The following is a 19,191-nucleotide window of genomic DNA, read 5'->3' as shown; positions in this document are numbered from 1 at the left end:
GGCTGAAGCCTCAGGGGGACGACGGGCCGCAGGATACCGAATCGGGCCGGAGCCCGCCAGCCGGGTCAGCGCGCAATCCGGTTGATGGTATTGCCGTCCAGGTCCAGATGCTCGAGCAGACCGACGTCCGAGAGGGTAAAGCCCAGCACGGGGTGCTCTTTCCGTGCCAGACGGATACCACCACTGGTGTTGTCTGCCTGCACCAGGTCAACCTCGCCATGCACCCCGACCTGCCAGCTGACGGTATTGCGAAACGCAATCAGCGCCTCGTCGGTCATGAACAGGATGACTTCTGCCTTGCGGCTGGCTCCCTCGGGCAATCCGTGCCGGCCCCCCGCCGTGGCATACCAGGCGACGGGCTCACCCTGGATCAACAGCGCGCCCTCGCCGTATTCTCCCCCGGTCCCGAAACCCATCTTGATGACATCGGGAAATACCAGCACCCCCCGGGCGCGCTTGAGCAACGCATCCACCGCAGGCGCCAGGGAGCGCAACTCGCCCAGCACGGTTCCGGCGCCCGCCATGATCTCCTCCCGGCTGTCGGCTGCCACCAGCGCCGGCCAGAGCAGCAGCAGCGCCAGCAGCCTGGCCCCAGCCCGGCCGGACGGCAGTGAGAGGTCCTCCCGCCCGGCCGCAAAAAAAACCGGCAGAGCCCCGCCCAGCCACTACCCGCGGTAGACCCGGACCCTGAATTGCGCATCACCTTCCTCCTGCCTGCCACCTGTTTCTGTTATCTTGGAAGCGGTTGTCCCGGCCGCTCCCGGCGCGGGGCCGCCTCACCCACAATACCACCGGATAACGCATGCACCGCAATTTACTTGCCACCCTGGAGCGGGGCGCCTATCTCAGTCTCGCCACCCGCAAGCGCGACGGCAACTTCGTGCCCACGCCAGTCTGGTTCGCGGTGCACGAGGGCAGTTACTACCTGTTTTCCGCCGGGGATGCCGGCAAGGTGAAGCGCTTGCGCAACTTCAGCGACGTCCGGATAGCACCCTGCACCGTCACTGGTCGCCTCACCGGAGGCTGGATCGAGGCCGAGGCCCGCCTGCTCGAGGACCGGGCCGGCGCCAGTGTTGCGCTGGCGGCACTGCGACGCAAGTACGGCTGGCGCATGCGGCTGACCGACTGGCTGTCGCAGCTGAGCGGGAAAATGGCCCGGCGCGCCTACATCCGCGTGGACCCCAGACCGTCCGTCGATTGATGCCCCGCCAGCTGCTGGCGCTGCACGGCCTGTAGCTGAGCGCGATAATAGCGGATATCACTGGGCCGGGTCGCCGCGTCGATGGCCCGCTGCAACATGCCGCCGGCAGCCTCGTACTGCCCCAGCCGGAAGTGGATTATTCCCGCCGCATACAACAGATGATTGTCGTCCGGCGCCAGCTCCAGCGCCCGCTGGTAGTGCGGCAGTGCGCCCTCCCAGTCGTCTGCCTCACCGGCCTGGTCACCCTGCCAGGCGTGCCAGTAGGGATTGGCCTGGCGATAGTGCTCGACCCGGTCAAGCCAGAAGAGCCGTTCCTGCTCGCGGCCCAGGCGGTCGTAGAGCAATACCAGATTGTTCATTGCCGAGCGGTCCCGGTCATCCAGCTGCAACGCCTGCAGCCAGGCCTGTTCGGCATCCGCCAACTGGCCCGCGTGCCGGTAGACCGCACCGAGGTTGACCCACAATAGGGACAGGCCCGGACTCAACTGCAGGGCCCGCACCGCCTGCCGCCAGGCGAGCTCCAGCGTACCCCCTGCCAGCGCTTCCATCGCCAGGTTGTTGTGGTGCAGCGCCGCCGCATCGCTGTCATCCAGTACCCTGGCTCCCGCCACGTCGCGGGATTGCAGCGGCTCAATGTCGACCATGTACTGCTCACCGGAGGCTGTCCGTACAATTACATTGACATGCAGGCGCACTGCCACCCGCTCCCCGAGCCGGGTCCACTGGGGACGCTCTTCCAGCCAGTGGTAGCGGGCATCCAGCCCGGCCTCACGGGCCAGCGCCACGAACAGGTGGGCATAGGACAGGCAGTTGGCTGCGGCGGAGTGGAATACTTCGCTGGCAGTGCCATCGGCGAAGGGGTCATATTGTACGGCCAGCGCACCCGGGCCTTTCACCGCCTCGTGCAGGCTGGTGAGCCGCTGCCTGGGGGCGAAACGGGACGGGACATAGCGCGCCACGAAGCCGCGCATTGCGTCATCGAGCTGCAGCAGTCCGGGGGTCGGGGTATTGTCGGCAACCTCGGCGACCGCCAGTGTCCTGTCCGCCAATTGCAGCGGCGCCAGTTGCGCCACCGCCGCCCCCGGCCGCGGTCCGCCGGCACAGGCTGTGGCGATTACGACACACAGCAGGGCAGCCAACAGCCTGTATTGTGGGGCCATGGTCATACGCACCTCCCGGCCGACCCGCCCTGGGGACAGCCGTCAGGCACAGTATAGACCCGGACCGGGCTACCTGCCTGCCACCCTCAGATGATTGCGGGTAGAACCCGGACATTGCGCGGGCCCGAGGCCCGTGGATCGGCGCAGCTCTCAGGCGGCGGTATGGAGGCCGCATTCACGGCCGTCGAGTACTTTGGTGGGGTCGAAATAATGGCGGCAGCTGGGCAGCTGGTGCTGCTCCATGTAGCGCTCCACATCCTGCTCTGACCAGTAAAACAACGGCGCGACCTTGATGATGCCGCGATCGTCCCGGGAGACGATGTCCAGCGATTTGCGGTGCTCGGTTTCCTCGCGCCGGATGCCAGTCAACCATACTTCCGGACGAAACTCCGCCAGCGCGCGGCCAAAGGGCTCAAGCTTGACCTGGTGGGTGAATTCCCGATGGCGCTCCTCTTCATCGACCGTGGGGATGCCCCCATGATCGCGTTGCGCCGCTCCGAGGTCATCTGCGGTGAATAGACGTGGATATTCAGGTCCAGGTCGCGAATTAGACGTTCCGCCACCACATAGGTATCGCGCAGGTTGTAGCCCGTGTCCACCCACACGGTGGGCACTGAGCGGTCGGCCTCACTGACCAGGTGCAACATGACTGCCGCATTGCGGCCCATGCTGGTGGTGGCAATCGTGCGCCTGTCCAGTCCCAGCGCCCACTGCACGATCTCAGCGGCACTGGCGTGGCGCAGAGAGGCGTTGGCGCTGTCAAAATCGAAATCCACGGTCAGCAAGTCATATTGTCAGTGGCAGAAGCCCCGCACTTTAATGAATCAAAACCACACTGACAAATAACTAAGGTTTATAAGGTTATGCAGCCGCCGCCGGCCCGCCACGCTCAGCCGCGTCCCGCCTCCAGCTCCTCGTACAGGTCCACGAACTGTCCGGTCAGCTTGTGTCCCGGAGCCAGATCAATCAGCGGCCGGTGGTCGCGATGCGACTCCTTCATTTTCACCGAGGTTGACAGGTAGGTGCCGCAGATCAGGTAGCCCTCTTCTTCCAGTTCCGTCACCAGCTCCCCGGGCAGCCGCGCCTGGCTGTTGAACTGGTTGATGACAATACCCTCCACCTCCAGCTCGGGATTGTGGTCCTCCTGCAGTTCGGCAATATTGTCCATCAGCGAGTACAGGCTCTGGCGGGCAAAACTGTCGCAATCGAAGGGTACCAGCACGGTATCGGCGGCGATCAACGCCGACTTGGAGTAGAAGTTGAAATTCGGCGGCGTGTCGATATAGATGCGGTCGTATTCGCTATCGAGCTTGTTCAGTGCGTCGCGCAGCTTGTAGATTTTGTAGCGCGACTCCAGCTCCTTTTCCAACTGGTTGAGTACCGGACTGGAGGGCAGCAGAAACAGGTTTTCCCAGGGCGTTTCCCAGACGAATGAATCCGGATTCTGGCGCATCTTGCGCGAGCCCACTGTCTGCTTGAACAGGGCTGCCACTCCCTGGGCTTCCGCCGGAAATGCCTCGGCGTCTATTTCGCCCACCAGGTAATGGGTGGTATTGCCCTGCACATCCAGGTCGACCACCAGGGTCCGGTAGCCGCGGGCCGCGCTGATGGCGGCGAGATTACAGGTGATACTGGTCTTGCCGACTCCGCCTTTCTGGTTGAACACGACACGTTTCATGGCAGGCTGCCCCGTTTGCCAACTGGTGAGTGGGAGCCAAGAGTGTAATCAATGGAGAAGGCCATTGTAAGTGGCACAGCGCGGCGAGCGCTCGCGGCGCAGCCGTGATGTCCCGGCAGCAGCCGGCCGCTGCGCCGCACCGGTACCTCAACAGCGGTTGCCGACAGCGCCGCGGCCGCCTCAGTCGAGAACCTTCAGCAGCTGGATTTCGAATACCAGCACCGTGCCAGGCGGTATGGCTTCACCCGCCCCCTGGTCGCCATAGGCCAGTGCCGGCGGGCAGACGATGCGCCAGCGGGCGCCGGGGCGCATCAGTTGCAGGGCCTCGGTCCAGCCGGGGATGACCTCGTGTACGCCAAAGCGAACCGGCTCGCCGCGCTGTACCGAACTGTCGAATACGGTGCCGTCGACAAAGCTGCCATGATAATGAGTGAGCACGGTACTGCGCGCAGCCGGCGGTTCGCCGCTGCCCGCCTCCAACACCTCGTACTGCAGCCCGCTGGCCGTAGTGCTCACTTCCTCCCGCGCAGCATTGGCCTGCAGGAACTGCCCGGCCAGCTGCCGGCGCCGGGCGCTGACTTCCTCTGCCAGCGCCTGCTGCCGGGCCTTGATGGCATCGTAGCTGGGGTTGAGGTCGCCGTCGGCTATCAGCGACTGCTGCTGGCAATACCAGTGCTGCATGCCGGCCATCACCGCCTCCAGATCCAGGCCTTCAAACTGGTTGCGGCGCAGCTGATCGCCAAATTGCAGGCCAAAACCGTAGCTGACCTTCTGTTCGTCGGTGGCCAGTTCCACCTCGGGCTGTAATAACATGATCTCGATCCATGCAGGCTTCAGGAAAACCGGCGACCATAGCACAATCGTGCGGGTCTCGCCTGCCCGCTCTGTCAGGCCGGCCGCGCACAGCGTTTTGCGCCAATTGAAGTATTGGCGCTATGCTGGCGCCCAGTCCGAATACAGAGGCGCCGAAATGGCCCAGCGCGATCCCCGGGTACAACTCCTGCTGACCGGCAACGAGATCATGAGTGGCGACACCGTCGACTCCAATTCGGCGCTGATTGCGCGCCGGCTGGCAGAGATTGCCATCACGGTCTATCGCAAGGTCACGGTGGGCGACGACAACGCCCTGCTGCAGGCAGAACTGGCGCAGATGGCGGCGAACGCGGATATCGTCATCATCAATGGCGGCCTGGGTCCCACGGTCGACGACCTCACTGCGCAAGTACTGGCGACGGTAGCCGGGGTACCACTGAGCGAGCACCCACAGGCACTGGCTCATCTGGAGCAATGGTGCGCAACACGCAACCTGCCGCTGAACGCCGCCAACCGCAAGCAGGCACTACTGCCGGAGGGTGCGCGCGTCATCGCCAACCCGGTCGGTAGTGCCGTGGGCTTCGAGCTGGCCCTGGGCGGCTGCAGAGTACTTTGTACTCCCGGGGTACCGGGCGAACTGGACGCCATGCTGGACGGCATCGTCGCCGATCTCGGGCACTCGCTGGCGCGCCCTGCCGGACGCCGGATCCTGCGGCTGCAGACCTTTGGTCTGGGCGAATCCAGCGCCCAGCAACTGATCAGCGATGCGCTGCCACAGTGGCCACCGCAGGTAGAGCTCGGCTTTCGCGCCGGTGCGCCGCAAATGGAGATCAAACTGAGTATCGCCGACAGCGACTTCCTGCCGCTGCAGCAGCAGTGCCACCGGCAATTGCTGGAACTGTTCGGCGACCACGTCATCGGCGAGGGCGATACCCAGTTGGCACAGCGGGTGCTGGAACTGCTGCAGCAGCGGGGCAAGACCCTGACCACCGCCGAATCCTGCACCGGCGGCCTGATCGCCAGCATGCTGACCCGGGTGCCAGGGTCCTCCGAAGCCTTCCATGCCGGTTTCGTCACCTATGCCAATGACATCAAAACCTCCGTCCTGGGGGTGTTGCCCGGGACGTTGGCCAGGCATGGCGCGGTAAGTGAGGAGGTGGTGCGGGAAATGGCACTGGGCGCGCTGCAGCGCGCCGGGGCCGACTACGCCATCGCAGTCTCCGGAATTGCCGGGCCCGAAGGCGGCAGTCCCGGGAAGCCGGTGGGCACGGTGTGGCTGGCCTGGGGCGAGGCCCACGCGCTGCAGACCCGCTGCCTTTGCTGGCCGGTGGAACGCAGCCTGTTCCAGACCATGGTCGCCGCGGCCGGCCTCGACCTGATCCGCCGCGCACTGCTGGGACTGACCACCGAGCCCCGCTATTTCAGCCAGCGCAGGGCGCGCTGATCAGTCCCGGTCAGCCTCGGTGGCGGGCGCGCGGTGCCAGACCAGCGTATGGTAGCGGGTGACTCCGCCCACCTCGTCCTTACCGCTCAGTACCAGGGTCTGGCCATCGAGTTCCGCGTGGCGCAGCTGCTCGGTGCCGGGAAAGTTGGGATTCAGACTCTGGGTGACATAGTGCACCACATGCCCCTCCACCACTCGATAGCGGCCCGCGTAGTGGAAGTAGCTGTTGTAGGCGGCCGCAACGACCGCGTCGGCCAACTTGCGGGGGCTCTCGTCTGCCGGCAACAGGGCCCGCTCCCGGCGGCAGATCGACGCGCTCATCCAGCCGTCGTCGCTGTATACCAGCAGACCTCGCGGATCCTCGCCAAAGGGATTGCTGATCGCATCGCGCCCCTCGTAACCAATGGACCAGGACTCCAGTTGCCAGGTCCCCACCAGTTGTTGCTGTTCAATCATCTGTGTCTACTCTCATTCGGGTTGCAATCAGTTCTTGTCAGGGCTGCAGGCGTTCGATCCGCCAGCCGCCTGCCGGTTCCAGAAAATAGCGGAACCGGTCGTGCAGCCGGTGCGCGCCGCCCTGCCAGAACTCCACCTGTTCAGGCAGGATCCGGTAGCCGCCCCAGAAGTCGGGCACCGGTATCTCGCCGCGGCCGAATTGCTCTCGCAGCGACCCTATTTGCGCTTCCAGCAGCGCCCGCGCCGAAATTGGCCGGCTCTGCTGCGAAGCCCAGGCCGCGAGCTGGCTCTCCCGCGGCCGGCTCAGGAAATAGCGCGCCGACTCCAGCGCGGACATTTTCTCCGCGCGCCCGGCAACGATCACCTGGCGCTCCAGGGCGTTCCAGGGAAACAACAGGGAAACCTGCGGATTGTGGGCGATCGCCTGCGCCTTAGCGCTGCGATAATTGGTGTAGAAGACAAAACCGCGGCCGGATACGCCCTTGAGCAGCACGATCCGTTGCCACGGACAGCCCTGTTCGTCCACTGTCGCCAGCACCATTGCGGTCGGGTCGGGAATGCCGCCCGCCACCGCCTGCTGCAACCACAGCTCGAACTGGGCGATCGGACAGTCATCGAGCATCCCCCGCCTGAGTCCGCCCGCCAGGTACTCACGCCTGAAGTCCTCGTAGTTCACTGCTGCTCCCGCGGCCGAAAAGACAGCATTATAGGGTATCCGGGGTGGTCGGTACGACCGGCGCCCGGCGCGCCATCGCCGGGATCTGCGGAAACGGAAAGAACTGCTGCCAGTCGGCGCCAAACTGCTGCGCGATACTGTGGCCGAACAGGGCCCCGAAGTGTCCGTCCATGCGCGCCGTCAATTCCGCCTGCGTCGCCAACTGCTGCAGCAGCGCCGCTTCCATCATGCCCTCGGTGCGCAGCCGCAAGCCGGGCGGCACATCCTCACCCTCCGCCAGGCGCTGAAAAATATCGCGCCAGCGGGTATCGAGTATAGTCAGCAATTCGCTCACACGTCCTCCCGGGGAAATCTGCCGCGCTGTGCGCCAGTATGCGCGGTGGGCCAAAACAGTTAAAGTCTGGCCCTCATCCACAACGGGAATTGGTCTGTGAAATTGTTGCGACTCTGTACCACTTTGCTGCTTTGCATCCAGTTATCGGCAACCGGCGCACTGGCGCAACCGGCGGCCCAGACGCCCATTATCGACTTTGGCAGCCGCTTCCTGCCGGTGGTGGCGAAACAGGGCATGGTGGTGGGTCCCGAACGCCTGGCCACCGAGATCGGCCTGGACATGCTGCAGCGCGGCGGCAATGCCATCGATGCGGCGGTCGCTACCGGCTTTGCGCTCGCGGTGAGTTATCCCCGCGCCGGCAACCTGGGCGGCGGCGGCTTCATGCTGGTGCACCTGGCGGCAGATGATCGCCAGACCCTGATCGACTACCGCGAAACCGCACCCGCCGCCGCGACCCGCGACCTGTTCCTGGATGAGGACGGCGAAGTCGACCGCGAACGCGCCTACTTCAGCCACCAGGCGGCCGGTGTGCCCGGTACCGTTGCCGGCCTGGTGCTGGCCCAGGAACGCTATGGCACCCTGCCCCTGGCCGAGGTTCTGGCGCCGGCCATCGACCTGGCCGAACAGGGTCTGGAGGTGTCCTTTGCGCTCAACCACGAGCTCAATTCCCGCGCGGAACGCCTGCAGGTGAATCCCGAGGCGCGGCGCCTGTTCTTCAGACCGGAGGGCGGCGTCCACCAGGTCGGCGACCACTGGCGCCAGCCGGAGCTGGCCTGGACCCTGCGCCAGATTGCCGAGCACGGCAGCAGGGGCTTCTACGAGGGCGAGGTCGCCCGTCGCATCGTCGCCGAGATGGAGGCCGGCGACGGCCTGATGACGATGGCTGACCTGAAGGGCTACCGCGCACTGGAGCGCAGCCCGGTTCGCGGCAGCTACCGGGACTTCGAGGTGGTCTCCACTCCGCCGCCCTCCTCCGGCGGGATTCACATCATCCAGATACTGAACATTCTGGAGGGCTTCGACCTGCAGGCCATGGGCCACAACAGCGCCGCGTATCTGCACCACCTGGCGGAAAGCATGAAGCTGGCCTACGCCGACCGAAGCCGCTTCCTGGCCGATCCGGATTTTGTCGCGGTACCGGTTGCCGAACTGACCAGCAAGTCCTATGCCCAGCGGCAGCGGTCCCTGATCAAGCCGGCCGAGGCCACGCCATCAGCGGATATCGCGCCGGGACAGGTGCTGGTGGACGAGAGCACCGACACCACCCACTACACGGTGGCGGACCGCTTCGGCAACGTGGTCAGCAACACCTACACCATCAACTTCAGCTTCGGCTCCCATATCGCGGTGCCGGGTACCGGTATGCTGCTGAACAACGAGATGGCTGACTTTGCCGCCAGCCCGGGCCAGGCCAACCCCTTCGGCCTGGTGGAGCACGAAGCCAACCGGGTCGAGGGCGGCAAGCGCCCGCTGTCGTCCATGAGCCCGACCATGGTGTTCCGCGACGGCCAGCCCTGGCTGGCCACCGGCAGCCCGGGGGGCAGCCTGATCATTACCGCGGTCCTGCAGACCGTGCTCAACGCAATGGCCTTCGACATGAATGTCGCCACCGCTGCGGCCAGCGCCCGGGTACACCACCAATGGCTGCCGGACCGGCTGCTGGTGGAACAGGGCATCAGTCCAGACACCCTGCAGCTGCTGCGGCAGATGGGTCACACCGTGGATATCGCCGAGCGCACCCTGGGGCGCACCCAGTCCATCATGCTGGAAAAGGGACACTTTCTGGGCGCCACCGATACCCGGCGCCCGGGAGGTCATGTGGCGGGGTACTAGTGCTCAAACCACCTGATAATTTAGGATCAGGTGGTTTGAGCACTGACCTAGCAGGTTCCTCGCCGGCACCGGCCACCCGGATCTGAATCTTTCACTATAATACTCGGAAGACGCATCCGGAAACCGCTGCAGAGACAGTGAGTGACAGTGCCATGAATGCAATCCCAGTACGCAGCCTGCTGCTGACAGCCTGGCTCCTCGCGTTCCCGGCGATGGGCAGCACTGGCTCCAATACGACCGCCACCAGCACCGCCGATGAGGTTCAGTCGCCGCTGGACGATAAGCAGACCAGCCTGCGCCAGGCCATCAGCGCGCTGGAAACAGAGCATGGTGCCTACGGTGCTGCCCTGCCGGAACAATTGCTCAGCCTGGGACGATCGCTGCAGCAGCAGGGGCGACACCGAGAAGCGCTGACCGTATTCAAGCGCGGCACCCATCTGGCGCGGGTGACCAGCGGCCTCTACAGCCCCGAGCAGCTGCCATTGCTGCAGGCGGAAATAGAAAGCCTGCAGGTGCTGCAGAACTATCAACTGGCCGATGCCAGGCAGCGTTACCTGTACCGGGTACAGATGCGCAGCCTATCGGATGCCGGCCAGCGGGCAGCGGCGCTGGTCGCGCATGCAGACTGGCAGCGCCAGGCCTACCTGCTGGCGCTGGACGAGGAGCCCGGTGAGCGGTTGCTGGAGATGTGGGAGCTCAATCGCCGGGCCCTGAACGATATTCTGCAACGGCAGGGCGAGCGCTCCAGGAAACTGCTGCCGCCGCTGCATGGCATGTTGCATGCGCAGTATCTGATTTCCGATTACCAGTGGCAGGACGGAGCGGGTTTCCAGGGTACACAGGGCTTTGCCGACCGCAATCAGCTGTCCTCGCACCGCGGTTATCGCCGGGACAACTACGACAAGGGAGTCGCAGTGATCCGCGCTGTCCACGACCTGGAGCGCCTGACCAATGCGGACGACCCCTGCCTGCGGCCCGCGCCCTGACCATGCTGGGAGACTGGATGTTGTGGCACGGGGAGCACGAACAGGCGATGGCGGTCTATCAGCAGGTGATCGGGGAACTTGCGGGGCAGGACAATGCCAAAGCACTGGTGGAAGACCTGTTCGCCGAACCGGTAGCCCTGCCCGCGATAAAGGCACTGGACAGCTTTCCCAGGGCCCCAGTATTGAAGATGGGGATATACTGTTGGAGTTCGGGGTCACCGCGGACGGCAGGGTGACCGACCTCAACCGCCTGGATGACAACAGCGAGGTCAATGGCACTGCCAACAGACTGATGCGAAAATTGCGCAGGACGCCGTTTCGTCCGCGCTTCGATTTCAATACCGGCGAACCGGTAGCAACGGAAAAATTGACCTGGGCCTATGAAAGTACTGACTAGCAAGTACAGCAACACGCTCCCGGCCAGCTGGCGCGGCGTCGCCGTTGTCAGCTGCTGCCTGCTACTGGCCGGCTGCCCCAGCTCCAGCAATCCCACCCAGCCGCAGCCGCCCTCGACACCGTCGGGAGCCAGCAGCCCGCCGCCCTCCGGCAGCGCCGGCACTTCCGGGAGCAGCGGCGGCAGCGGCAGTGCCGGCCAGGCCGGCGCATCGATGCCCTCAGCCGGGGCAGGTTCCTCTGGCGGCGGCAGTTCCGGTGCGGGCAGTCCCGGCGGCAGCGCGGGGACCGGTGCGATACCGGGGAGCGGAAGCAGCGGAGCGGGTACAGGCAGCGCATTGCCCGGCACCGCCGGATCCGGTACCGGCAGTGGACTGCCCGGTTCTGACCCGGGCGGCAGCGGCAGTACTGCCACTGCGGGCACCGGCACCGGCACCGGCACAGGCAGCGAACCCGGCTTCGGCGAGGCCGCGGGTGGAACCGGCGCGCTGCCGGATATGCGCGACACACCGGCCAGCGACGGCGCCATGGCCGGCATCGGTGAAACTGGCGGCGCGGGCCGCTCCGGTAGCGGGGGCACTGACCCGTCCGGAAACGGTGGCAACACCAGCACGGGGACAGGGACTGCCCCAGGTACAGGCACAGGGACCTCCGGCCCAGGCACGGCCACCGGCAGTGGCACCGGCAGCGGAGGCACTCGCGGCCAGGGACCGCTGACCACTGCCGAGCAGGTCGCCATACTCGACGCCCGCCTCGAATCCAGCACCGGCGACTTTGACACAATGATTCTGGAGGAGCAGACGCAACAGCGCCGCAGCAGCCGGGCCACTACCCGGTCGCCGTCAGAGCCGGCAGATGAGGGCGAAGGGACAGCGGGCGGCAGCCCCTACGGCGAGATAGCCTCCGCGGCAGGCAGCAGCGGAGGCGGCGGCATTGGCGGTGCCACCGGACCCGGTCGGCCTGCACCCTCCAATCCCGCCAAGTACCCGCCTCCTGGCGACATTCCCAGCGGCGATGATGACGACGTGGTGGCCCGCCAGCTGCGCGAGGCGGCTATGCGCGAACCCGACCCGGCGGTACGCGAGAAGCTGTGGGACGAGTACCGCAGGTACAAGGGCATCACCCCATGACCCCGGTCCGGCATACTCTGGCTGCGCTGTCGCTGCTGTTGCTGTTGCCGGCCTGCGTGAGCCAGACGGTGACGACCACCGCGGTACCGCCCTTGAGCGGCCGCCGGCTCCGGTCCCGGAACAATTGCTGCTGGACGTGGGCATCGCCGTGTTCGATCCGGGTGTAGCGGACTACGAAGAGGGCGAGCAGATCTACCCCGAGGTGCGCAAGGCTGAAGCCCGTTTCATGCCCCGGCTGCTGGCCGAGGCCATGCAGAACAGCGGCGGCTGGGGCGCGGTGCGGGTCGTTCCCGGCGACCAGCAGATTACCGACCTGCTGGTGCAGGGCAGGATCAACAAGTCCGATGGCGAGGAGCTGGTGCTGGAGATTCTGGCCCGCGATTCCCGCGGTGTGACCTGGCTCGACAAAGAGTACTCCGCACATGCCAGCCGCTATGCCTACAACAACACAACCCGCAGCACTTACGATCCGTTCCAGGCCATCTATCACACGATAGCCAATGACCTGCTGCGCAAGCAGCAGGCACTGAAAACCGCCGATCTGGAGGAGCTGAGGCTGGTAACGGAACTGCGATTCGCCCGCAGTTTCGCACCGGACGCCTTTGCCGGCTACCTGGAGACGGATCGCAAGGGGCAGCACCAGGTGAAACGCCTGCCGGCCAGCAATGACCCGATGCTGGAGCGGGTGCGCAGTATTCGCGAGCGCGACCAGTTGTTTGTCGATACCCTGCAGGACCACTACAACAACTTCAGCGGCGAGATGCAGGATCCCTACCAGGAGTGGCGCAAGCTGAGCTATGAGGAAGCCATCGCCCTGCAGGAGTTGCAGGCCGAGAGCCGGCGCCGTCTGTGGGCCGGGGGCGCCGCCATCCTGGCGGGGATCGTCGCGATGGGCAGCAGCGAGAGATCAAGCCGCGCCGCCGGCAACGTCGCTGTCATCGGCGGCGGCTACCTGCTGAAAAGCGGCCTTGAAAAGCGCAACGAGGCCCAGATTCATGTCGAGGCCCTGGAGGAACTGGGGATGTCGCTGGAGGCGGAAATCACGCCGCAAGTGATAGAGCTCGAGGACCGCACGGTGATGCTCAGCGGCAATGTCGAGGAGCAGTATGCGCAATGGCGGGAATTACTGGCGGACATCTATGCCGCCGAAGTCGGCGACCTGGACTTGCCTGCCACCTCATCAACTCCCTGAACCCCGTTGCCGCAGCGCTAAGGCCGACCCACTGCATGCCGGAACAGAATGAACCAGTAAAACCGACGCCATTCACAGTGGCGGACGCGCCCGTGGCGCCGACAGACCCGCCGGCGCCTGCACCGGGGCGTCCTCCCTGGGCGGTGCCCGCAGCGCTGCTGGCCCTGCTCGTGGTGGCTCTGGGCGTCATCTTCTGGCTACCGCAGCAGTTTGCGCCCTCAACCGATGCGGTCAACGGCAACCCGCCGGCGCAGCCGCCCGCCACCGCGGCGCCCGCGGCCCGACCACCGTCCGCAACCGCGCCGGAGCCGGCAGCCAGTCCCTGGTCCGATGCCCAGCAGGCCCGGTTGCGTAAGGAAGCCCAGGATGTGCTGGCACAATTGCTGGAACTGCAGTTTCAACTGGAGGAGCAGGGCGCCGACCAATGGGCCCGGCAGGCCTTCGCCACCGCCGCAGCTACCGCGGCGCACGGCGACGAACACTACCAGGCGCGCCGCTTCGTAGAGGCGAAGGAAGCCTATCAGCAAAGCCTGGCTGAACTGCAAGCCCTGCGGGACAGTATTCCCGATATCCTGGCGCAAAACCTGGATCAGGCGCGGCAGGCGCTGGAGCACGGCGAACCGGCTGCAGCGGAGGAGGCACTGGCCAGGGCGGCGCAGATCGCGCCCGACAACGAGGAGCTCGCCAACCTTCAGGCCCGGGCGGAGACACTGGAACCATTGCTGGAACTACTTGCCAACGCCGCCGAAGCGGAGACCGGCGGCGATCTGGCGGCAGCAGAACAGCTGCTCGATGAAGCCGTGGAGCTGGACCCGGCGCACCGGCGCGCCGCCGCGGAACGGGAGCGAGTCCGGCAGGCGCACCGCGATGTGCGCTACAATCGGGCCATGAGTGAAGGGTATGCGGCCCTGGACAGCGCCAGCTTCGACGCCGCGCAGAAGGCCTTTGAGCGGGCCGGGAAGTTGCGTCCAGAGGCGGCGGAGGTAAACAGTGCGCTGGCGGAACTGCAGGTGGCGGAGACAGCCGCTCGCCTCGCCCGCCTGCAGACCGAAGCGGCGCGGCTCGAAGACAGCGAATCCTGGGCAGAGGCGCAGCAGCGTTATCGCGAGGCGCTCGAGCTGGACCCCAGCCTGGTGTTCGCCCAACAGGGCCTGGCCCGGACAGAGCCCCGTGCACGGCTGGACAAACAGTTGCGCGCGGCGCTGGCGAAACCCGACCGGCTGACGGATGCCGACGTGGCAGCCGGTTTGCGCAAAACCCTGCAGCGGGCCGCCGAGCTGAGCCCGCAGGGGCCCCGGTTGCAACAGCAGATCAGCGAGCTGGAGCAGCTGCTGGCCCAGGCCAGCACGCCCGTTACAGTCACACTGACCTCCGACGCCCAGACCAGCGTCGTGGTTCTCAAGGTGGCACGCCTGGGTCAGTTTGCCGAGCGGGAACTGGAGCTGCGCCCGGGCAGCTACACTGCCGTCGGCAGCCGCGACGGCTATCGCGACGTGCGTCACAGCTTTACCGTAGCGCACGACCAGGAGGCGCCCAGCCTGTACATCGCCTGTACGGAGCCGATCTAATGCGCGCAAGAGGAATGACATGACACCAGCGTCAGCGCGCGGACCAGACGATACGGCAATCACGCCCAGCGCCTTTGAGCCACTGGACCACAAACAGGCGACAGCGCCTCCCCGGCGCCCCTGGCGGTTCTGGCTGTTGCCGGCCGTGATCCTGGCTTTCGTCCTTGTCATGGGTTTTCTGCTGGCCGCCCGGTCGGTCGAAATCGAGGTCGCCGCCGAGTCGGAGGCCCATATCAGCATCGATGCGCTGTACCTGCCTTTCGGGGACCGCTACCTGCTGCTGCCGGGTAACTACGCAATGCGGATCACTGCCGAGGGCTACCATCCGCTGAGTGCCAGCCTGCAGGTCAGTGAAGATGACAGCCAGCGCTTCCAGTTCAGCCCGGAGCCGCTGCCGGGCCGCGTCACCCTGCGCAGCGAGCCAGCCGGGGCCAGTATCAGTCTGGCCGGCGAGGACCGGGGCAGCACTCCCTCGGCAGAGCTGGCGCTGCCTGCGGGTGAGCACCCCTGCGGCTGGAGCATCCCCGCCACCTGCCTCTGGAGCAGACGCTGGAGGTCACCGGACGGGACGTGGCCCAGACTTTCGAGTTCACCCTGGAGCCGGCCTGGGCAGAGATCAGCATCGCCAGCGAGCCGGCCGGCGCCGAGATCCTGGTCGACGGCGAAGCGCGGGGGGTCACCCCCGCCGCGCTGGAACTGTTACAGGGAGAGCGTCAGTTGCTGCTGCGCCACCCCGGCTATGCCACCTGGCAGCAGGAACTCACCGTGATTGCCGGCCAGCCGCAGGATCTGGGCCAGCAGCAGCTGCTGCCCGCCGCTGGCATTCTCACCCTGAGCAGCAGCCCCACCGCGGCCAACGTCACGCTGGACGGTGAATTCCAGGGCCAGACGCCGCTGACCCTGAACCTGGAGCCGGACCGGCCGCAGCGCCTGACGCTGTCGCGGCCCGGCTACCGGCGCCACAATGAAACCCTGGAGCTGGCTGCCGGGGCCAGCGCCAGCAGGGACATCAAACTGCAGCCACTGCTGGGCTCGGTGGATCTGCAGGTCAGCCCCGCCGAAGCCGAAGTGCGGGTCAATGGCCGCCTGCTGGGGACCGGCAGCCAGGCGCTGTCACTGCCCGCCTTCGAGCACCGCATCGAAGTCAGCCTCGCCGGCCACGCCACTGTCAGCCAGCGGGTCACACCGCGTCCCGGCCTGGAGCAACGCATCGACATTGCGCTGCAGACGGTGCAGGAAGCCAAGCTGGCGCAGCTTCAGCCGGAAATCACCACCTCGGTGGGCCAGACCCTGCGGCTGTTCATTCCGGGGGAATCGGGTCGCAGTGAGTTCACAATGGGGCCTCGCGCCGGGAGCCCGGCCGCCGCGCCAACGAAGTGTTGCGCCCGGTGGTGCTGCGGCGCATGTTCTACCTGCAGACAACCGAGGTCACCAACGCCCAGTTTCGCCAGTTCCTGGCGCAGCACAATTCGGGCCAGGTGCAGGGCAACAGCCTCAACCGCGAGCATCAGCCAGTGGTGCAGGTCAGCTGGCAGCAGGCGGCCCAGTTCTGCAACTGGCTCAGCCGCAAGGAAGGCCTGGCGCCGTTCTATCACCAGGAGCAGGGCATCGTCACCGGCTTTGACGCCGCCTCCACCGGCTACCGCCTGCCCACGGAGGCGGAGTGGTCCTGGGCCGCGCGGGTCAGGGGCGAGGAGCTGCTGACCTTTCCCTGGGGTGAGAACTTCCCCCCCAAGACGGTTGTGGAAAACTACGCCGACAGCAGCTCAGCTTACGTCACCGGCCGGGTCATCAATGATTATGACGATGGCCAGGTGGTCAGCGCCACGGTCGGCTCCTTTGCCCCCAATCACCACCAGCTCCACGACATGGGCGGCAATGTTGCCGAATGGGTGCACGACGTCTACCAGATCCCCGCGGCCAACAGCGCCACCCAGACCGATCCACTGGGTCCACAGCAGGGCGACAATTATGTGATTCGCGGCGCCAGCTGGGCGCTGGGAAGGATGTCCGAACTGCGGCTGTCGTTTCGTGACTATGGGCAGGCCGGGCGCGATGACGTAGGATTCCGGATTGCGCGCTATGCGGAGTAACCCCCTGTGCTGATGAACTGCCTGCGTCTGCTGGGCCTCTTGCTGATAGTCGCAGCCGCCTCTGTGCCGGCCCAGGAAGAGGGTGCCGCAAGCCAGCCACCAGCCGACGAGGCTGCCGATGAACAGCAGGAAGCTGCTCCGCTCCCCGCCGAGAAGGACAGCGGCTCACCCTTCGATTACGAGGCATCGGAACAGATTTCCGAGGATCTCTCCGTCTCCTTTCCCGTGGATATATAGGACCCCGACATGAAACCCAGGCTATCCCCGGAGTTTACCTACCAGCTGTTCGCGCTGCTGATCGCAATCATCGTGGTGCATGCGGTCTATGTCGGTGCCATCCGGCCCAGCGCCGACGCCCAGCTGCAGCAGCAACTGGCGCTGCAGGCGGCCGGTGAGGATTTTGTCCCCGAGCGCACCCTGGCAGTGGTGATCCGCGATTTCGAGCAGGAGGCCTGCTTCATTCTGCTGTTCTGGGCGCTGGCTATCATGGCCTACAAGGCGCGCAATGCCCTGCGCGAGCAGGCACTGTTGCAGCAGTCCCTGCTGGAAATCCCCGAAGGCACCAGTGTGCTGCCCGAGGATGCGAGGGAATACAGCCGCTCGCTGGAGGCGCTGCCCGGCGAACAACAGGACTTCCTGTTGCCGCGTACGCTGCTGTCGGCGCTGCAGCGTTTCGCCACCACCGGCAGTATCCAGGCGGTCTCCGATACCATCAGGGAACACTGCGAGGTCGAGTCCGACCGCCTGGATTCCGAATTGTCCATGGTCCGGTACATCGCCTGGGCGATCCCGTCGATCGGTTTTATCGGCACGGTGCGCGGTATCGGCGACGCCCTCGGCCAAGCCTACAAGGCGGTGGAAGGCGATATTACCGGCGTCACCGTCAGCCTGGGGGTCGCATTCAACAGTACCTTTGTCGCGCTGGTACTGAGCATCATCATCATGTTCTGTCTGCATCAATTGCAGCAGTCCCAGGAGCGGCTGGTACTGGACTGCCAGCGCTACGCGGACAAGCGCCTGCTGCGCTTCTTGGTGGCGCACTGACAATGAGCATAGCCTACCTCGACATCAACGACAGCAACCTGCAGCTGTGGAGCGGCGACAGACGTTTGCAGAGCCCCGGCTATGCCCTGCTGGAAGGGCGGGAATACCGCTTCGGCACTACCGCCCGGGCGGCGGCCCGGTTGCGGCCCCGGGATGTGTCCACCCGCTACTGGTGGCAGCTCAGCACCGAGCCACTGCAACCCGCGCTGGGCCCCGCCCGCCACAGCGCGGACCTGGTGCATGCCCATTTGCAGGCACTGCACAAGGAAGCCGGACAGCCCGGGGAACTGCTGTTGGCGGTGCCGGGCAGCATGCACAAGGAACAACTGGCGCTGCTGCTGGGCATTATCCAGCAGTGTCCATTCTCCGCAGTCGGCCTGGTCAACCGCAGCGTGGCGCTGGCCAGTCTGTACCGGGCGGATGGCCCCCTGTTTCACCTGGAGGTGCAGCTGCACCAGGCCCTGCTGAGCCAGCTGCAGTCCGCCCAGGGCGAGGTGGCACTGCAGCATACGGTGGCCCTGTCCGGCTGCGGTCTGCTGCAATTGCAGGAGCGCCTGGTCAGCACCGTCGCGGCGGCCTTCGTTCGCCAGACCCGCTTCGACCCGCGGCGGCGGGCGGAAACCGAACAGCAGCTGTACGATGCGCTGCCCGCCGCCCTGCGGCAGTTGCAACGCAGCCCCGAGGTGAGCATTGCCGTCCAGGGCTATCACGCCCGTATAACCCGCACCGACCTGCAACCGGCCAGCGAGGCGCTGTGCCGCAGTGTCAACGCCAGCATGGCCGAACAGGGGGCCGGCGGTCAGCTGCTGCTGGACCCGGTGACGGCGCTGCTGCCGGGCCTGCAACAGCACTTGCCCGGCATTCTGCTGGAGGCCGACGCCCTCCCCGGGTGCTGGCCGCCCACGAGCCACGGCTGGTGCAGCGTGAGGAATCGCTGGCCTTCGTCAACTGCCTGCCGCAACTGGGGGAAGACACGCTACCGGCCGCGCCCACCACAACGAAAGCCGCGGCAGCACCGGCACCCGCCGCGCCGACACGGCCGGAGGCGGTGGCGCCCACCCATATACTGCGGGATCATCACGCCGAGCCTTTGCGGGCGGACGGCACCGATCTCGGCGGCGGCTGGCAGCTGGCAGAAGAAGCGGGAAGCTGGCGCCTGCGCGGCAACGGCAGCGGGACGCTGACCTGTA

At 65.9% G+C, this 19,191-nt stretch carries 24 protein-coding genes and 1 pseudogene; 15 read left to right on the top strand and 10 right to left on the bottom strand.

What is annotated here, in order from left to right; genetic code table 11:
- Positions 1–65 precede the first annotated feature (65 nt).
- Entirely contained in the window at positions 66–551 is a 486-nt protein-coding gene (locus G3T16_RS12115; RefSeq protein ID WP_163495486.1) for a lipid-binding SYLF domain-containing protein, read from the bottom strand.
- 251 nt (positions 552–802) lie between these two features.
- Between G3T16_RS12115 and G3T16_RS12110 the strand changes: the two genes are divergently transcribed.
- Positions 803–1,201 (top strand): PPOX class F420-dependent oxidoreductase, encoded by a 399-nt coding sequence (locus tag G3T16_RS12110; RefSeq protein ID WP_163495485.1) that lies wholly within the window; start codon positions 803–805, stop codon positions 1,199–1,201.
- Here the strand turns inward: G3T16_RS12110 and G3T16_RS12105 are convergent.
- From G3T16_RS12105 to G3T16_RS12090, 5 genes are all read right to left on the bottom strand, one after another.
- Positions 1,165–2,367: a transglutaminase-like domain-containing protein gene (locus G3T16_RS12105; protein ID WP_163495484.1), complete on the bottom strand. Its 1,203-nt coding sequence runs from the start codon at positions 2,365–2,367 to the stop codon at positions 1,165–1,167. The genes G3T16_RS12110 and G3T16_RS12105 overlap by 37 nt on opposite strands.
- A gap of 144 nt (positions 2,368–2,511) precedes the next feature.
- Positions 2,512–2,757, bottom strand: coding sequence for a phosphoadenosine phosphosulfate reductase domain-containing protein (locus G3T16_RS22475; RefSeq protein WP_269473302.1), 246 nt, complete (start codon positions 2,755–2,757; stop codon positions 2,512–2,514).
- Positions 2,727–3,137, bottom strand: a complete 411-nt coding sequence (locus G3T16_RS22470; protein ID WP_269473220.1) for a phosphoadenosine phosphosulfate reductase domain-containing protein — start codon at positions 3,135–3,137, stop codon at positions 2,727–2,729. Before G3T16_RS22470 ends, G3T16_RS22475 begins: the two co-directional genes overlap by 31 nt.
- Positions 3,138–3,250: 113 nt before the next feature.
- Positions 3,251–4,039: a ParA family protein gene (locus tag G3T16_RS12095; RefSeq protein WP_163495483.1), complete on the bottom strand. Its 789-nt coding sequence runs from the start codon at positions 4,037–4,039 to the stop codon at positions 3,251–3,253.
- Between the two features lie 180 nt (positions 4,040–4,219).
- Positions 4,220–4,852, bottom strand: a complete 633-nt coding sequence (locus tag G3T16_RS12090; RefSeq protein WP_163495482.1) for an FKBP-type peptidyl-prolyl cis-trans isomerase — start codon at positions 4,850–4,852, stop codon at positions 4,220–4,222.
- 157 nt (positions 4,853–5,009) lie between these two features.
- On the opposite strand from G3T16_RS12090, the gene G3T16_RS12085 reads away from it, so the two are divergent.
- Positions 5,010–6,296, top strand: coding sequence for a CinA family nicotinamide mononucleotide deamidase-related protein (locus G3T16_RS12085; RefSeq protein WP_163495481.1), 1,287 nt, complete (start codon positions 5,010–5,012; stop codon positions 6,294–6,296).
- On the opposite strand, the gene G3T16_RS12080 is transcribed toward G3T16_RS12085, so the two are convergent.
- From G3T16_RS12080 to G3T16_RS12070, 3 genes are read right to left on the bottom strand one after another with little or no spacing between them, the layout of a single operon-like run.
- Positions 6,297–6,752 carry a lipocalin-like domain-containing protein gene (locus G3T16_RS12080; protein WP_163495480.1) on the bottom strand — a complete coding sequence of 152 codons (456 nt, stop codon included), beginning with the start codon at positions 6,750–6,752 and terminating at the stop codon, positions 6,297–6,299.
- Between the two features lie 37 nt (positions 6,753–6,789).
- Positions 6,790–7,428 carry a pyridoxamine 5'-phosphate oxidase gene (gene pdxH / locus G3T16_RS12075; protein WP_163495479.1) on the bottom strand — a complete coding sequence of 213 codons (639 nt, stop codon included), beginning with the start codon at positions 7,426–7,428 and terminating at the stop codon, positions 6,790–6,792.
- A 28-nt stretch (positions 7,429–7,456) separates the two neighbouring features.
- Entirely contained in the window at positions 7,457–7,762 is a 306-nt protein-coding gene (locus G3T16_RS12070; RefSeq protein WP_163495478.1) for a hypothetical protein, read from the bottom strand.
- A gap of 96 nt (positions 7,763–7,858) precedes the next feature.
- Between G3T16_RS12070 and ggt the strand changes: the two genes are divergently transcribed.
- From ggt to G3T16_RS21900, 9 genes and pseudogenes are all read left to right on the top strand, one after another.
- Complete coding sequence (ggt, locus tag G3T16_RS12065) at positions 7,859–9,595, top strand: gamma-glutamyltransferase (protein ID WP_232059058.1); 1,737 nt, start codon at positions 7,859–7,861, stop codon at positions 9,593–9,595.
- A gap of 152 nt (positions 9,596–9,747) precedes the next feature.
- On the top strand, positions 9,748–10,581 hold the full coding sequence (locus G3T16_RS12060) for a hypothetical protein (RefSeq protein WP_163495477.1): 834 nt from the start codon (positions 9,748–9,750) through the stop codon (positions 10,579–10,581).
- Positions 10,582–10,598: 17 nt separating this feature from the next.
- The gene (locus G3T16_RS12055; protein ID WP_163495476.1) at positions 10,599–10,817 is read left to right on the top strand and encodes a hypothetical protein; all 219 of its coding nucleotides are present in this window, start codon (positions 10,599–10,601) and stop codon (positions 10,815–10,817) included.
- Positions 10,814–10,978 carry a hypothetical protein gene (locus tag G3T16_RS12050; RefSeq protein ID WP_163495475.1) on the top strand — a complete coding sequence of 55 codons (165 nt, stop codon included), beginning with the start codon at positions 10,814–10,816 and terminating at the stop codon, positions 10,976–10,978. Before G3T16_RS12055 ends, G3T16_RS12050 begins: the two co-directional genes overlap by 4 nt.
- Positions 10,962–12,104: a hypothetical protein gene (locus G3T16_RS12045; protein ID WP_163495474.1), complete on the top strand. Its 1,143-nt coding sequence runs from the start codon at positions 10,962–10,964 to the stop codon at positions 12,102–12,104. The genes G3T16_RS12050 and G3T16_RS12045 overlap by 17 nt, the downstream gene beginning before the upstream one ends.
- Before the next feature lie 124 nt (positions 12,105–12,228).
- Positions 12,229–13,296: a hypothetical protein gene (locus G3T16_RS12040; RefSeq protein ID WP_232059057.1), complete on the top strand. Its 1,068-nt coding sequence runs from the start codon at positions 12,229–12,231 to the stop codon at positions 13,294–13,296.
- Between the two features lie 92 nt (positions 13,297–13,388).
- On the top strand, positions 13,389–14,864 hold the full coding sequence (locus G3T16_RS12035; protein ID WP_163495473.1) for a tetratricopeptide repeat protein: 1,476 nt from the start codon (positions 13,389–13,391) through the stop codon (positions 14,862–14,864).
- 19 nt (positions 14,865–14,883) lie between these two features.
- On the top strand, positions 14,884–15,633 hold the full coding sequence (locus tag G3T16_RS21905; protein WP_232059056.1) for a PEGA domain-containing protein: 750 nt from the start codon (positions 14,884–14,886) through the stop codon (positions 15,631–15,633).
- Positions 15,582–16,037: pseudogene (locus G3T16_RS21900) on the top strand (PEGA domain-containing protein); the annotation flags it as partial. The gene G3T16_RS21905 and the pseudogene G3T16_RS21900, both read left to right, overlap by 52 nt.
- Here the strand turns inward: G3T16_RS21900 and G3T16_RS21895 are convergent.
- Complete coding sequence (locus G3T16_RS21895; RefSeq protein WP_232059437.1) at positions 15,978–16,286, bottom strand: hypothetical protein; 309 nt, start codon at positions 16,284–16,286, stop codon at positions 15,978–15,980. The pseudogene G3T16_RS21900 and the gene G3T16_RS21895 overlap by 60 nt on opposite strands.
- Here G3T16_RS21895 and G3T16_RS21890 point away from each other — a divergent pair.
- The 4 genes from G3T16_RS21890 to G3T16_RS12015 are packed head-to-tail and all read left to right on the top strand — an operon-like array spanning position 16,268 to position 19,185.
- Positions 16,268–16,957 (top strand): formylglycine-generating enzyme family protein, encoded by a 690-nt coding sequence (locus tag G3T16_RS21890; protein ID WP_232059055.1) that lies wholly within the window; start codon positions 16,268–16,270, stop codon positions 16,955–16,957. The genes G3T16_RS21895 and G3T16_RS21890 overlap by 19 nt on opposite strands.
- 12 nt (positions 16,958–16,969) lie before the next feature.
- The gene (locus tag G3T16_RS12025) at positions 16,970–17,194 is read left to right on the top strand and encodes a hypothetical protein (protein WP_163495472.1); all 225 of its coding nucleotides are present in this window, start codon (positions 16,970–16,972) and stop codon (positions 17,192–17,194) included.
- 9 nt (positions 17,195–17,203) lie between these two features.
- Positions 17,204–18,001, top strand: a complete 798-nt coding sequence (locus tag G3T16_RS12020; protein ID WP_163495471.1) for a MotA/TolQ/ExbB proton channel family protein — start codon at positions 17,204–17,206, stop codon at positions 17,999–18,001.
- Between the two features lie 2 nt (positions 18,002–18,003).
- Positions 18,004–19,185, top strand: a complete 1,182-nt coding sequence (locus tag G3T16_RS12015; RefSeq protein ID WP_163495470.1) for a hypothetical protein — start codon at positions 18,004–18,006, stop codon at positions 19,183–19,185.
- The last annotated feature ends 6 nt before the right edge of the window (positions 19,186–19,191 follow it).

The sequence above is a fragment of the Kineobactrum salinum genome (assembly GCF_010669285.1).
GTDB lineage: Bacteria > Pseudomonadota > Gammaproteobacteria > Pseudomonadales > Halieaceae > Kineobactrum > Kineobactrum salinum.
Note: the sequence above shows the minus strand (reverse complement) of the source record. Positions and strands in the feature narration are given on the sequence as shown.

Excerpts from the sequence above, each read along its gene's own strand:
- G3T16_RS12110 (WP_163495485.1), top strand. The coding sequence starts at position 803 with ATGCACCGCAATTTACTTGCCACCCTGGAGCGGGGCGCCTATCTCAGT.
- G3T16_RS12105 (WP_163495484.1), bottom strand. The coding sequence starts at position 2,367 with ATGACCATGGCCCCACAATACAGGCTGTTGGCTGCCCTGCTGTGTGTC.
- G3T16_RS12095 (WP_163495483.1), bottom strand. The coding sequence starts at position 4,039 with ATGAAACGTGTCGTGTTCAACCAGAAAGGCGGAGTCGGCAAGACCAGT.
- G3T16_RS12090 (WP_163495482.1), bottom strand. The coding sequence starts at position 4,852 with ATGTTATTACAGCCCGAGGTGGAACTGGCCACCGACGAACAGAAGGTC.
- G3T16_RS12085 (WP_163495481.1), top strand. The coding sequence starts at position 5,010 with ATGGCCCAGCGCGATCCCCGGGTACAACTCCTGCTGACCGGCAACGAG.
- G3T16_RS12080 (WP_163495480.1), bottom strand. The coding sequence starts at position 6,752 with ATGATTGAACAGCAACAACTGGTGGGGACCTGGCAACTGGAGTCCTGG.
- G3T16_RS12060 (WP_163495477.1), top strand. The coding sequence starts at position 9,748 with ATGAATGCAATCCCAGTACGCAGCCTGCTGCTGACAGCCTGGCTCCTC.
- G3T16_RS12055 (WP_163495476.1), top strand. The coding sequence starts at position 10,599 with ATGTTGTGGCACGGGGAGCACGAACAGGCGATGGCGGTCTATCAGCAG.
- G3T16_RS12045 (WP_163495474.1), top strand. The coding sequence starts at position 10,962 with ATGAAAGTACTGACTAGCAAGTACAGCAACACGCTCCCGGCCAGCTGG.
- G3T16_RS21905 (WP_232059056.1), top strand. The coding sequence starts at position 14,884 with ATGACACCAGCGTCAGCGCGCGGACCAGACGATACGGCAATCACGCCC.
- G3T16_RS21890 (WP_232059055.1), top strand. The coding sequence starts at position 16,268 with ATGTTCTACCTGCAGACAACCGAGGTCACCAACGCCCAGTTTCGCCAG.
- G3T16_RS12025 (WP_163495472.1), top strand. The coding sequence starts at position 16,970 with ATGAACTGCCTGCGTCTGCTGGGCCTCTTGCTGATAGTCGCAGCCGCC.
- G3T16_RS12020 (WP_163495471.1), top strand. The coding sequence starts at position 17,204 with ATGAAACCCAGGCTATCCCCGGAGTTTACCTACCAGCTGTTCGCGCTG.
- G3T16_RS12015 (WP_163495470.1), top strand. The coding sequence starts at position 18,004 with ATGAGCATAGCCTACCTCGACATCAACGACAGCAACCTGCAGCTGTGG.